The organism is Mycobacterium sp. NGS39, from assembly GCF_059812765.1.
In genome coordinates, this window is sequence record NZ_JCALDH010000012.1 from 112306 (window position 1) to 124961 (window position 12656).

15 protein-coding genes are annotated in these 12656 nt (G+C 68.6%); 2 read left to right on the plus strand and 13 right to left on the minus strand.

Features of this window, described 5'->3' with window-relative positions; translation table 11 throughout:
• Position 1 precedes the first annotated feature (1 nt).
• The 6 genes from AC5Y39_RS17385 to AC5Y39_RS17410 form a co-directional block, all read right to left on the minus strand.
• Complete coding sequence (locus tag AC5Y39_RS17385) at positions 2-445, minus strand: hypothetical protein (RefSeq protein WP_500019894.1); 444 nt, start codon at positions 443-445, stop codon at positions 2-4.
• Positions 423-1403: a porphobilinogen synthase gene (gene hemB / locus AC5Y39_RS17390; RefSeq protein ID WP_500019892.1), complete on the minus strand. Its 981-nt coding sequence runs from the start codon at positions 1401-1403 to the stop codon at positions 423-425. The genes AC5Y39_RS17385 and hemB overlap by 23 nt, the downstream gene beginning before the upstream one ends.
• A gap of 3 nt (positions 1404-1406) precedes the next feature.
• Positions 1407-3041, minus strand: coding sequence for a bifunctional uroporphyrinogen-III C-methyltransferase/uroporphyrinogen-III synthase (locus AC5Y39_RS17395; protein WP_500019890.1), 1635 nt, complete (start codon positions 3039-3041; stop codon positions 1407-1409).
• Positions 3042-3060: 19 nt separating this feature from the next.
• Positions 3061-3990 carry a hydroxymethylbilane synthase gene (gene hemC, locus AC5Y39_RS17400; RefSeq protein ID WP_500020115.1) on the minus strand — a complete coding sequence of 310 codons (930 nt, stop codon included), beginning with the start codon at positions 3988-3990 and terminating at the stop codon, positions 3061-3063.
• A gap of 9 nt (positions 3991-3999) precedes the next feature.
• Positions 4000-5337: a glutamyl-tRNA reductase gene (locus AC5Y39_RS17405; RefSeq protein WP_500019888.1), complete on the minus strand. Its 1338-nt coding sequence runs from the start codon at positions 5335-5337 to the stop codon at positions 4000-4002.
• Positions 5338-5470: 133 nt separating this feature from the next.
• Complete coding sequence (locus tag AC5Y39_RS17410) at positions 5471-5725, minus strand: glutaredoxin family protein (RefSeq protein ID WP_500019886.1); 255 nt, start codon at positions 5723-5725, stop codon at positions 5471-5473.
• A 38-nt stretch (positions 5726-5763) separates the two neighbouring features.
• On the opposite strand from AC5Y39_RS17410, the gene AC5Y39_RS17415 reads away from it, so the two are divergent.
• A complete protein-coding gene (locus tag AC5Y39_RS17415) occupies positions 5764-6669 on the plus strand; it encodes an HAD family hydrolase (protein ID WP_500019884.1) in 906 nt (301 codons plus the stop codon).
• Positions 6670-6697: 28 nt separating this feature from the next.
• Positions 6698-7246 (plus strand): FAS1-like dehydratase domain-containing protein, encoded by a 549-nt coding sequence (locus tag AC5Y39_RS17420; RefSeq protein WP_500019882.1) that lies wholly within the window; start codon positions 6698-6700, stop codon positions 7244-7246.
• Here AC5Y39_RS17420 and AC5Y39_RS17425 read toward each other — a convergent pair.
• The 7 genes from AC5Y39_RS17425 to AC5Y39_RS17455 form a co-directional block, all read right to left on the minus strand.
• Entirely contained in the window at positions 7243-8298 is a 1056-nt protein-coding gene (locus tag AC5Y39_RS17425; RefSeq protein WP_500019880.1) for a lysophospholipid acyltransferase family protein, read from the minus strand. The genes AC5Y39_RS17420 and AC5Y39_RS17425 overlap by 4 nt on opposite strands.
• Before the next feature lie 45 nt (positions 8299-8343).
• A complete protein-coding gene (locus tag AC5Y39_RS17430) occupies positions 8344-9414 on the minus strand; it encodes an SDR family oxidoreductase (protein ID WP_500019878.1) in 1071 nt (356 codons plus the stop codon).
• Between the two features lie 63 nt (positions 9415-9477).
• Positions 9478-9579, minus strand: coding sequence for a 30S ribosomal protein bS22 (locus AC5Y39_RS17435; protein WP_003402602.1), 102 nt, complete (start codon positions 9577-9579; stop codon positions 9478-9480).
• Positions 9580-9696: 117 nt separating this feature from the next.
• Complete coding sequence (locus AC5Y39_RS17440; protein ID WP_499905770.1) at positions 9697-9957, minus strand: helix-turn-helix domain-containing protein; 261 nt, start codon at positions 9955-9957, stop codon at positions 9697-9699.
• Between the two features lie 139 nt (positions 9958-10096).
• Complete coding sequence (gene proC, locus AC5Y39_RS17445) at positions 10097-10951, minus strand: pyrroline-5-carboxylate reductase (RefSeq protein WP_500019876.1); 855 nt, start codon at positions 10949-10951, stop codon at positions 10097-10099.
• Between the two features lie 21 nt (positions 10952-10972).
• Entirely contained in the window at positions 10973-11800 is an 828-nt protein-coding gene (locus AC5Y39_RS17450) for a thioesterase family protein (protein WP_500019874.1), read from the minus strand.
• 8 nt (positions 11801-11808) lie between these two features.
• Complete coding sequence (locus tag AC5Y39_RS17455) at positions 11809-12654, minus strand: sugar phosphate isomerase/epimerase family protein (RefSeq protein WP_500019872.1); 846 nt, start codon at positions 12652-12654, stop codon at positions 11809-11811.
• Positions 12655-12656: the final 2 nt, after the last annotated feature.

The window sequence follows — 12656 nt, forward strand, 5'->3', positions numbered from 1 at the left end:
TTCAGCGCGTGAAATAGGCGTGTGCGTCTTTGCGGTGCAGCAGGAACACACCGCCGAGAATCAGCACCGACCCGACGATGCCCGTGATCGCATAGACCACCGCGCCCAGCGTGGGGCGCTGCACCGTGAACAGGCTGGTGACGACGTAGATCACCGACGCGACGCCGCCGCCGGTCAGCAGCGTGCGCGCCCACCGGTAGCCCTGCCGCATCAGAAAAAGGAAGGTGACCACCAGCGCAGTCACGACGAACATGGCCAAGCCGGTGATCGAGTAGACGACGACATTGTGCGGCACCTCCGGCGACGTCGCGGTGTCCACGGCCTCTCCGATCAGCAGCAGCGGCAGCGCCGACAGCCACAGCCCGAACCCGGTGCCGACGTCCACCGGCCGGGTGGGCGGCTCCTGCTGCTGCTTGGGGGATTCAGCCGAGCCAGTTGGCGACATCCGCGGCCCAGTACGTCAGCACGATGTCGGCGCCCGCGCGCCGGATGCTGGTGAGTGTTTCCAGCGCAGCCGCCCGCCCGTCGATCCAGCCGTTGGCGGCGGCGGCGCTGATCATCGCGTACTCACCCGAGACCTGGTATGCGGCGACCGGCACCGGTGAGACCTCGGCGGCGGCGCGCACCACGTCGAGGTACGCCATCGCGGGTTTGACCATGATGATGTCGGCGCCTTCGTCGATGTCCAGCGCGATTTCCCGGGCGGCTTCCCGCGCGTTGCCGGCGTCCTGCTGATAGGTGCGCCGGTCGCCGGACAGACTCGAGGCCACCGCTTCCCGGAACGGGCCGTAGAACGACGACGCGAACTTCGCCGCGTACGCGAGGATGGCGACGTCGGTGTGGCCTGCTGCGTCCAACCCGTCACGGATCGCGGCGACCTGGCCGTCCATCATGCCGCTGGGCGACACCACGTGTGCACCCGAATCAGCTTGTGCCACAGCCATTTCCACGTACCGCGACAGCGTCTGGTCGTTGTCGACCCGACCGGAGAAGTCCACCACCCCGCAGTGCCCGTGGTCGGTGAACTCATCGAGGCAGGTGTCGGCCATCAGCACGGTGGCCGAGCCCAGCTCCTTGTTCAGCTCGCGCAGAGCCCTGTTCAACACCCCGTCGGCAGCGACGGCAGCCTCTCCGGTGGGATCCTTGTCCTGCTCGCGGGGAACACCGAACAGCATGATGCCGCCCACGCCGGCAGCGACCGCGTCGGCAGCCGCCTGGCGCAGGCTGTCGTAGGTGTGTTGCACCACGCCGGGCATCGACGCGATCGGACGAGGTTGGTCTATCCCGTCGGCGACGAACATCGGCAACACCAGATGCCTTGGCTCCAAGGACGTTTCCGCGACGAGCCGCCGCAGCGCCGGGGTCGAGCGCAGGCGGCGCGGACGCTGGCGGGGGAACCCCACCCCCTACCGCCTGCGGCTCTTCTTACGCGGCGGCGGCAGCGCGCCCTCGGCCCGCAGCCGCGCAGCGTGCTCGGCCAGCGCGTCGACCAGCGGCCCGATCTGCGCCACCTCCGGCTGCACGTCCACCCGCAATCCGAATTCGGCCGCGGTCTCGGCCGTCTTCGGCCCGATGCACGCCACGATGGTGCGGGCGTGCGGCTTGCCGGCGATCCCGACCAGGTTGCGCACCGTCGAACTCGACGTGAAACAGACCGCGTCGAAACCGCCGGACTTGATCATCTCCCGGGTCTCGGCCGGCGGCGGCGCCGCGCGGACCGTGCGGTACGCCGTGACGTCCTCGATCTCCCAACCGCGTTCGCGCAAGCCTTCGGCCAACGTCTCGGTGGCGATGTCGGCGCGCGGCAGCAGCACACGGTTGACCGGGTCGAAAACGTCGTCGTAGGGCGGGAATTCGTCGAGCAGGCCCAGCGAGCTCTGCTCGCCGGACGGCACCAGTTCGGGGGTGATCCCGAATGCCCGCACCCGGTCGGCGGTGGCCTGTCCCACGCAGGCGATCTTCACACCGGAGAACGCGCGGGCATCGAGGCCGAATTCGCCGAACTTCTCCCACACCGCGCGCACCGCGTTGGTGGACGTGAACACCACCCACTGGTAGCGCCCGTCGACCAGGCCCTTGACGGCCCGCTCCATCTGCGCGGGACTTCGCGGCGGTTCGACCGCGATCGTCGGCACCTCGATGGGCACCGCGCCATGCCCGATCAGCCGCTCACTCATGTCGCCGGCCTGGTCCTTGGTGCGCGGCACCAGGACCGTCCAGCCGTACAACGCCCGGCTCTCCCACCAGTTCAGCTTCGCGCGGTGGGCGACGGTGCGGCCGATCGTGACGATCAGCGGGCCCGTCAACGGTCCGGCGGGGTCCGACGCGCCCAGCGCCGCCGTGTCGGTCAGCGTCTGCAGTGTGCTCTCCACCGACCGCTGCTGGGTGGTGGTGCCGTGGGCGGTGACCACGCACTGCGTGGTCTCGTCGAGCCCGTAGTCGATCAGCGTGCGCGCGGCCTCCGCCAGGTGTTCGGCGGTGGCCTGCAGGATCAGCGGGCCAGGTGCTGCCGCCAACGCCGCCCAGTCGACATTGGGGTCGCGCACGTCGGCGACGGTGTGCGACGAACCCAGCGGCAGCCCGGCGTACGTCGGCACCGCGGTGCTGGCCGGCAGACCGGGAACGATTTCGAAATGCAGATGTGTCTTGGCCACGGCCTGCACCTCGGTGATCACCGAGTCGACCGAAAGCGGGTCGCCCGAGACCAGCCGGACCACGTCGATGCCGCCGCGCGCCTCGGCGGTCAGGGTCTTGGCCACCTCGGCCGGGTCGCCGAGCGCGGGGCGCACCTCGGGGACAGACGGCAGGTCGGGGTCCACCGTGTCGTCGGTGATACCCGGATCCGGCGACGACAGCTTCGGCGGCTCAGGCAGACTCGTCCCCACCAACGCCAGCACCTCGGCCGGCACGTCGGGATCGGTGAACACCAGCTCCGCACACGCAAGTACCTGGCGTGCCCGCCCCGTCAGAAGGCCCGGGTCGCCGGGCCCCGAACCCACGAACACGACGCGTCCCGGCTTGGCCTTCCGCCCTCGCGTCATCCTTACCTCGCTTTACCCATTACTCGCGCTCACGCGCGGACATCAACTCCCGGGCGCCCAGTTCGAACAGCTCGGCGGCAACAGAGCGGCCAAGCTCCGCAGCCTGCCCGGGCGTTCCGATCCCGGACGCACGGATCACGTCGGATCCGTCCAGCGTCGCCACGCAGCCGCGCAGCGACAGCTCGTCGAAGACGCGGCCGTCCTCGTCGATCGACTCGACCACCTCCGCGATCGCGCCGACCGGCGCGGAGCAACCCGCCTCCAGTTCGGCGAGCAGGACTCGTTCCGCGGTGACCGCTGCGCGCGTGTCGGCGTCGTCGAGTTCCGCCAACAGCGCCGCGAGCTCGGTGTCGCCGCTGCGGCACTCGACCGCGAGCGCACCCTGAGCCGGCGCGGGCAACATCTGCACCGGCTCGAGCGTCTCGGTGACATCCGCGAGTCGTCCGATGCGGGCCAAGCCCGCCCGGGCCACCACGACGCCGTCGAGATCACCGTTTTCCACCCTGTTCAACCTGGTATCAAGGTTGCCTCTTAGGGGGCGGATTTCCAAACCGAGACCCAATGCTCTAAGCTGTGCGGCCCGTCGCGGGCTCGATGTGCCGATCACCGAGCCGGCAGGCAACTCGCCGAGCACCAAACCGTCCCGGGCCACCAGCGCGTCGCGCGGGTCTTCGCGCCTGGGAACTGCGGCGATCGTGAACCGCGGGTCGGGGGCGGTCGGCAAGTCCTTGTAGGAGTGCACGGCCATGTCCACGCGGCCGTCGTGAATCGCCTCGCGCAGCGCTGCGGTGAACACGCCGACACCGATCATCGCAATCGGCTCAGCCGACCGGTCGCCCTCGGTGCTGATCGTGACCAGTTCCGCCGCGTGGCCCCGCGCGATGAGCGCGTCTCTGATGGCACCGGCCTGGGTGGTGGCCAACAAACTGCCCCGGGTGCCGATCCGTATGGTCAAGCGCTACCTGGGAGCTTCCGGTTCGATCGTCAGCGGCAGTTCTCCGGCCGCGACGGCGTCGACGGCCTGCGGGTCGAGTTCGAAGAGCTCACGCAGCGCCTCGGCGTAGGTGTCGCCGCCCGGCGCGCTGGCGAGCTGCTTGACCCGCACGGTCGGGGCGTGCAGAAGCTTGTCGACGACCCGGCGCACGGTGCGCGCGACCTCCTCGCGGTGGGCGCCGTCCAGACCGGGCAGGCGGTTGTCCAGTCGCAGCAGCTCAGCCTCGACCACCTCGGCGGCACGCTGACGCAGAGCGGTGACGGTCGGGGTGACCTCCGCCATCCGCTGAGCCGAAAGGTATTGCGCCACTTCGGAAGCCACGATCAGGCGGGCTGCTTCGGCGTCGGCTGCGGCGGCGCGCGCCGACGGCTCGCGCTGGATGCGGTCCATGTCGACGACGTGCACGCCGGGCAGCCCGGCGACCGCCGGGTCGACGTCGCGGGGCATGCCGAGATCGCAGATCACCAGCTGCCGCTCACTGCCGTGCGCCAGTCCGCGGTGCACGTCGGCGAGCGAGACCACCGGACGGACTGCGCCGGTACAGCAGACGACGAGATCGGCTTCGGCGAGCACGTCGGAAAGCTGATCGAGCGTCCACGCGTCGGCCTCGACACCGATATCGCGGAGGTTGTGGGCCAGCCTGCGAGCCCGGGGCAGCGACCTGTTGACGACGCGGACGCGGGCCACCCCGGCGCGGGCCAGTTGCTTGGCGGACAGCGCTCCCATCGCGCCGGCGCCGACGACCACCGCGGTGCGGCCGGCCAGCCCGTCCAGCCGCGTCTGCGCCATGCCCAGCGCCACCGACACCACCGAGGCGCCGGCGGCGTCGATGCTGGTTTCGCTGTGCACGCGCTTGCCCACCGACAGCGCGCGCTGGGCCAGTTCGTGCAGCACCCGCCCGACGGTGCGGTTGGCCTCCGCGGCCGCATAGGCCCGCCGGACCTGGCCGAGCACCTGCTGTTCGCCGACCACTGCGGAATCCAGCCCGCTGGCGACCGCGAACAGGTGCTCGACGGCCGCTTCCGCGTAGCGCACGTAGGCGTATTTGGTCAGATCCTGCAGCGACATGCCCGAATGCTCGGAAAGCACTTGGCCGATCGCGGACAGGCCGCCGTGGAATGCGTCGACGACCGCGTACACCTCGACGCGGTTGCACGTTGACAGCACCAGGGCCTCGGTGATCAACGACGACTGCAGCAGCCGGTCGGCGATCTTCACCTGATCTGCTTCGTCGGTGCTCAGTTGCTCGAGCACCGCTACTGGCGCGCTGCGGTGCGACACCCCGAAAAGCAGCACGCTCACGGCCGAATCACCACGCTATCCACGGTAATCGTTTGATGGTTAGCCGACCAAATTCCTCCGCTTTTTCGCCGAAACGGTATTCCGCGCGGCCCGCTCTCGCACTTTCCCGCGGTGGCGTCAGTCCGGGTGAAGGTCAACGCGCCAAGTCCGCGCGCAGCCGGGGCTCGTCGACCTCCCAGTAGCTGTGCTCGCGCCCGTCGAGCAGCACTACCGGCAGCCGGTCACCGAACTCCGCACGCAGGCCACCTCGGCCGTCGGCCGCCTCGGCGTCGACGTCGGTGACCGACAACTCGAAGCCCAGCTCGTCGGCAAGCTCGCGAAGCCGCCGCCGGGCCTGCTCGCACATCACGCACCCGTCCCGTGTCAGCAACGTCACCTGTCGGTTCACGCCGCAAGTATCCGCGGTCGGTGTCCTACTGTTGAACGGTGACGGAATCCGCCTCTCAGGATGTCGCCGGTGACGCCAGCGCAGAAGCCGCCGTCGCCGATCTCGCGGCCGATGTCGCCCGCCACGCCGAACTGCCCGAACAGGCGCAGCCTGGTCCCCCGCCGCCACCCGTCGACCTCACGGCCGCAGCGTTTTTCGACGTTGACAACACGTTGGTGCAGGGCTCGTCCATGGTGCTGTTCGCGCGGGGACTGGCCGCCCGCAAGTACTTCAAATACAGCGACCTCCTTCGATTCTTCTACGCGCAGGCCAAGTTTCAGTTCACCGGCCGCGAGAACAGCGACGACGTGGCCGAGGGCAGGCGAAAGGCGCTGGCGTTCATCGAAGGCCGCTCGACGGCCGAATTGGTGGCGCTCGGCGAAGAGATCTACGACGAGATCATCGCCGACAAGATCTGGCCGGGCACGCGAGCGCTGGCTCAGATGCACCTCGACGCCGGCCAGCAGGTGTGGCTGGTCACCGCCACGCCGTACGAGCTGGCGAACATCATCGCCAAGCGGCTGGGTCTGACCGGCGCCCTGGGCACCGTCGCAGAATCCGTCGACGGCGTGTTCACCGGCCGGCTGGTCGGCGACATCCTGCACGGCAGCGGCAAGGCACACGCGGTGCGCTCGCTGGCGATCCGGGAAGGTCTGAACCTCAAGCGCTGCACGGCCTACTCGGACAGCTACAACGACGTGCCGATGCTGTCGCTGGTCGGCACCGCCGTCGCCATCAACCCGGACCATGCGCTGCGCGAACTGGCCCGGAAACGCGGCTGGGAGATCCGTGACTTCCGCACTGCACGTAAGGCCGCCCGCATCGGGGTGCCGTCTGCGTTGGCGCTGGGCGCGGCGGGCGGCGCGCTGGCCGCGATCGCGTCGCGCCGCCACGGCGAGCAGTGAAACCGGCATTAGATAGGCTCGCGGCGTTATGGCCATAGCTGAAGAGATCATCGGTACGCACTACCGCTATCCCGACTATTTCTCGGTGGACCGCGAGAAGATCCGCGAGTTCGCGAGCGCCGTGCAGAACGAGCACCCGGCGCACTACTACGAAGAGGCCGCCGCTGAGCTTGGCTACCCGGCCTTGGTGGCGCCGTTGACATTTCTGACTGTGGCGGGTCGCAAGGTTCAGCTGGAGATCTTCAAGAACTTCGACGTGCCGATCAACATGGAGCGGGTGCTGCACCGCGACCAGAAGATCAAGTTCCATCGGCCGATCCTGGCCGGCGACAAGCTGTTCTTCGACTCCTATCTCGACAACGTGATCGAGTCGCACGGCACCGTCGTCACCGAGATTCGCGGCGAGGTCACCGACGCCGACGGCAAGCCCGTGATCACCAGCGTGGTCACCGTGATCGGCGAGGCGCTGCACGAGGGCGAGCCGGACGAGGTGGTCGCCGCGATCGCCGCGCGCCGTGACGCGATGATCGCCAAAGCGCTAGGGAAGACGCCGGAGTCGGCTGAGCCGCAGGGTTAACCGAAGAACGTGTTGCGCCGGTTGGCCAGCAGCCGGTACAGCGTCTGCTGGATGGTTTCGCGCACCTGGTCGGTGAGCTCGAACGTGACCATGGGATCTTCCGGCGCGGAGTCGTCGTAATCGGCGGTGATGATCGGCTCGCCGAATTCGATGTACCACTTGGACGGCAGCGGGATCATGCCGACCGGCCCCGCCAGCGGGAACAGTGGGGTGATCGGAAAGTACGGCAGTCCGAACAGCCTGGCCAGCAGCTTCAGGTCGCCGATCATCGGGTAGATCTCCTCGGAGCCGACGATCGAGCACGGGATGATCGGCGCCTTGGTGCGCAGCGCCGCCGACACGAACCCGCCGCGGCCGAACCGCTGCAGCTTGTAGCGGTCCTTGAACCGCTTGCCCAGACCCTTGTAGCCCTCGGGGAAGACCGCCGTCAGCTCCCCTTTGGCCAACAGCCGGTGCGCGTCGGCGGTGCACGCCATCGTGTGCCCGGCTTTGCGCGCGGCCTGGCCCAGCAGCGGGCTGTCGAACACCATGTCGGCTGCCAACAACCGCAAAGACCGGTGCGACGGATGCTTGTCGTGCACAGCCACCGACGCCATCAGCCCGTCGAACGGCAACACCCCGGCATGATTGGCCACGACCAGTGCGGCTCCGGTGTCCGGGAGGTTCTCGACACCGCTCACCTCAACGCGGAACCACGACGTGAAGAACGTTCGCAGCAAAGGCAACACGACTGCGTCGTTGAAATGCGGGTCGAACCCGAATTCGTCGACGCTGTAGTCGCCGGTGAGCCGGCGACGGACGAAGTCCGCGACCGCACCGATCCGCCGGGCCAGCTCGTTGGGCTCCTCCGGCTTCTCGGCCGTGCCGGCGGCGCCTCGGTGCGCGTCGATTTCCCGCACGACGGCGGCGAGATCTTCAGCGGCGGCTTGGTGCTGCGGGTCGGACAGCACCGACGGATGTCGGCGCGAGGCCTCGGCGCGCTGGGCGACCCGCTGCGCCGCCCCTGGATTCCCATGCAGCGGAATCACTTTCGCCTTCGGCTCACCCGACACGATCGATACCTCTTCCCACCCGTCTGCTCGAGTGTCTGGTTGCGTCTACCCCCATCGCTGCGCAGTCGCCACCGCGCGGCTCTCCAGCGAGCGTACCCACCGAGGGTCGATGATTGGTGTGAGTCCGCGACCGCGAACGTAATCGTCGAACGCCTCGGCCGTAGACCACTTGGGATGGTAGTCCAGTTCCGTCTTCATCCGCGTGGTATCCATGACTCTGCCGAAGCTCAGGTAGTTCAACTGCTCGCGGTTGATCTCCGTGTAATGGTTCAGCCGCCTAAGCGAATCGACCGCCCACAACCCGAACCCGGGCACCGGTAACGGAATGCGGCCCGCCCGGCGGATTGCTTGGGACATCATGATGATCCCGTCGGCGCCGACGTTGAACGTGCCGGCCTTGCCGGCGACCGTGCCGCGCTCCAGCGCGCCGAGCGCGTCCTGCTCGTGCAGCAGCTGCAGCCGGGCGTCGCGTCCGAGCACGGTCGGCACGATCGGGCCGGCCAGGTAGCGCGACAGCGCCGTATCCATCGCCGGGCCGATCAGATTGGCGAGCCGCAGAATCGTCACCGCGATGTCCGGTCGGCGCCTGCCCAGTCCGCGCGCATAACCCTCGATGTCGAGACTGTCTTGGGCGAACCCGCTGCCCAGCGGCCGGCGGCTGGTGCAGTCCTCGGTGAACATCACCGGGTCGCGGGCGCTGGAGCCATACACCTCCGAAGTTGACTTCAGCACCACCCGTCGAACCGAGGGCGCCTTCTGGCAGGCGGCGAACAGCTGCATCGCACCCATCACGTTGAGTTCCTTGAGCGCGGCCCGCCCACCGGCTCTGGGCGCGTACGACGCGGCGGCGGCGTGCACCACCGTGTCCACGTCGTTGTTGCGAATTACCTTGGCAATGAAGGGGTTTCGGATGTCGGCGCGGACGAACTCCGCACGCCCCATCCGGCGTAGCAGATCCTTGCTCGGCGCGATCGCGTCGACCGCGATGATCCGGCTGATGCGAGGGTTCTGCGCTAGCCGGGCCGCGAGATAGCCGCCGAGGAAGCGGCATGCGCCGGTGACCAGAACCACGTTGGGGTACGCGGTTTCGGACGTGTTTTCCCCCGCGGAAGCCATCATGACAGCCTAGCGATCTGCGCCGGGCCCGGCATGGTCGAAAACCGAGCCGCAGCGGGCCGATTACTTGCCGAGTTTTCTGCGCTGAACCCGGGTCCGGCGAAGCAGCTTGCGGTGCTTCTTCTTCGACATGCGCTTGCGCCGTTTCTTGATGACTGAACCCATGAACTCCGCTACCTACTATGTGCCCGTCGGGGCTGCCAGTGCTACGTCTGCGTCCCGTTTACCCAGGGACCCGGACACTTTACCCGCCGACGAGCGAGATCGAAAAAAGCTGTGCGGTCAGCTGACGTCGAAGTACGACTTCTCCAGCATGTCGTGCACGGCTTTGGCATGCACGCGAAACGAGCGCCCCACTCGGACGGCGGGCAGTTCGCCGTTGTGCACCAATCGGTAGACCGTCATCTTGCTGACCCGCATCAAGCTGGCCACCTCGGCGACAGTGAGAAATTGAGCTCTAGCGGCCGGCTGAACGTCGGCGGCGGCAGAATCCCGCTTACTACTCGCAGAATCGCGCCCCGACGGCCCGTTCGTTGACGTCATCGCAACCCAATCCTTCAGGCGCGCGGGCGCCAGCGGCTTCCCCTCCGCTGGCACGGACGCGTGCATACATCGAGGAGAATAGCGGTACAGGTGGGATTACTGCGACGGGTGTGGGCTAATCCGTTGAAAATTAGGCGAACTACTCTGATGTAATTCCGAGCTGGCCAGCGCGGTTTTTCGCCGCCGCCACCGCCGCGGCGACCGCGGCCCTCATGCCACACCGCTCGAGCTCGGCCAATCCGGCCGCGGTGGTGCCGGCCGGTGAGGTGACCGTGGCCCGCAGCCGCGCCGGCGTGGTGTCGAGTTCGCCCGGCCGGCCGTCGTCGTCGAGCCGCTCCAGCAACATCGCTGCCGACCCCGCCAACGTTTGCACGACGAGGTCAGTGGCCACTGCCCGGCTCAGCCCCACCGCCACACCGGCGTCGACGAGCGCCTCGACCATCAGGAAAAAGTACGCCGGCCCCGAGCCCGAGACGGCGGTGACGGCGTCGAGCTGCGATTCAGGCACCGTCAGCACCCCGCCGACCGAGTCGAACAGCGCGGAGACCTCCTTGAGCTGCTCCTGTGAGGCGAAGCGGCCTTTGGCAATTGCGCTGACGCCCGCGCCGACCACCATCGGCGCGTTGGGCATCACCCGGATGACGGCCGCGCCGGCGGGCAGCTTGCCCTCGAAGAATGCGGTGCTGACACCCGCGACGACGGTGACGAACACGTGCTCGACGCTGCCGGCCTCGTCGCGCCCGACCGCGTCGGCGATCTCGTCGACCACCGCCTCGACGTCGGAGGGCTTGACCGCGACCACGACGAAGTTCGCGTTCTCCACCGCCTCGGCCACACCGGTCACCAGGACGGAGTAGGTCTCAGACAGGTGGCGGACGCGCGCCGGAAGCCGTTCGGCCACCACAATGTCCTTGACCTGCCGCCCTGATCGCAGCAAGCCGGCCAGCAGGGCCTCGCCGATATTGCCGCCACCGATGATCGCGATTCTGGACACCGCAGCAGCATGCCAGACGCTTTAGTGGTCCGGCACCAATGCCAGCTGGCGGGTCTGCACAATGATGCGCCCCTGGCTGTCGACGACGGTGTGGTCCTCGTCGAACCAGTCTTGGCCGATCTGTGTGGTGGTTGCCATGATCCGCAGCCAGCCGTCGGCAGGCAGCCCACGCAGGTATGCGGTGAGCTGCACCGTCGGCGCCCAGCCACGCCGGCCCACCGCGAACGCGACCGGCATCGAGACGTCACCGCACATCAGCGCGAACAGGATGTCGGGGGCCATGCCCCGGGGACGCGCCCAGATCTGGATCACTGGCGCCTCCCGGGTCGCCGAGCGCCCGTCGGGCACGCTTGACATCAGCGGCCGCACGTCGATGCCCTCCCAGTAGTTGACGGTCCCGAACATCGGATGGCCCGGGCCGATCGGCTCGACGTGGGGCGGCGGCTCGGGAGCCATCAGCGCCAGCACGGGGTTGGCGGACAGTAGCGGCGGCGCCAGGTGCTCCGGCTCGCCCAGCGTCACCACGGCGTGCACCGCGACGCGCTCACCGGCGCTGTCGCCGCCGATCAGCTCGACGTCGACGACGCTGATGCGGCGGCCCCGCTTGCGCACGAACGTCTCCAGCCGCATCTCGCCGGGACTCGGCGCGGACAGGAAGTTCGCCGACACCGAGATCGGCTGGATTTCACCGCCGAGCGCTTCCCGGGCGGCCGCAGCGCACAGCGACAACATCGCGCCGCCGTGCAGCTTCGGCCCGATGGTCCAAGTCTTGTTCAACTCGCCCGCGTACGCGCCGTCGCCCAGCGGCCGCAGGGCCATCGCGTCGGAGAACAGGCTGGATTCGGTCATGGTTTCCTTCAGCGCAGCAGGTGGGTGCGGGCGAACTCCAGCGACTCGGTCAGCAAGGCTTCGCGCTCGGCCTCAGTGCGGACCCCGGACGTGGTGACCTCAAGGATCACATGGCCGGCGAAGTCGCTGGCGGCCAGCATCTGGCACACCTCCGCGGCCGGCTGCGTGCCGCGCCCGGGCACCAGGTGCTCGTCGATGTAGGCGCCGGACCCGTCGGTCAGGTGCAGGTGTGCCAGCCCCGACCCCATCCGGCCGGCCATCTCCAGCGCGTCGGTGCCGGCGGTCGCGGTGTGGGACAGATCGAGCGTGTAATGCGCGTGGTTGCCCTCGAGCGGGTCATATGACGGCGAGAACGCCGAGATCGCCGGGCCGGGCCGGCCGCCACGCTTGCGCATCCGCTCGATCGACGCCTGGGTGCCGCCGAAGAACCGGTCGGCGCGGAACGGAAACATGTTCTCCACCGCGACGACGACGTCGCTGGACTCCTCGAGCCGCGCGACCTGTTCGGCGAAGCCCTCCGCGTAGCGGCGCTGCCAGCGAAACGGGGGGTGGACGACGACGGTCTGGGCGCCCAGCTTCTCGGCGGCGGCCACGCTGCGGTCCAGCTTCGGAATCGGGTTGGCGCCCCAAACCCGCTGCGAAATCAGCAGGCACGGCGCGTGCACGGCCAGCACCGGCACCCCGTACCGCTGCGACAGTTTGGCGATGGCGTCGACGTCCTGGCTCACCGACTCGGCCCACACCATCAGCTCGACGCCGTCGTAGCCGAGCCGCGCCGCGTACTCGAAAGCCGCCTCGGTCCTCAGCGGATAGACAGAGGCGGTCGACAGACCAACCTTGATCGCTGGGCGCACAG

Coding starts and splice junctions, on each gene's coding strand:
- AC5Y39_RS17420 (WP_500019882.1), top strand. CDS start 6,698: ATGGCCATAGCTGAAGAGATCATCGGTACGCACTACCGCTATCCCGAC.
- AC5Y39_RS17395 (WP_500019890.1), bottom strand. CDS start 3,041: ATGACGCGAGGGCGGAAGGCCAAGCCGGGACGCGTCGTGTTCGTGGGT.
- AC5Y39_RS17385 (WP_500019894.1), bottom strand. CDS start 445: ATGTCGCCAACTGGCTCGGCTGAATCCCCCAAGCAGCAGCAGGAGCCG.
- AC5Y39_RS17430 (WP_500019878.1), bottom strand. CDS start 9,414: ATGGCTTCCGCGGGGGAAAACACGTCCGAAACCGCGTACCCCAACGTG.
- AC5Y39_RS17440 (WP_499905770.1), bottom strand. CDS start 9,957: ATGACGTCAACGAACGGGCCGTCGGGGCGCGATTCTGCGAGTAGTAAG.
- AC5Y39_RS17450 (WP_500019874.1), bottom strand. CDS start 11,800: ATGACCGAATCCAGCCTGTTCTCCGACGCGATGGCCCTGCGGCCGCTG.
- AC5Y39_RS17435 (WP_003402602.1), bottom strand. CDS start 9,579: ATGGGTTCAGTCATCAAGAAACGGCGCAAGCGCATGTCGAAGAAGAAG.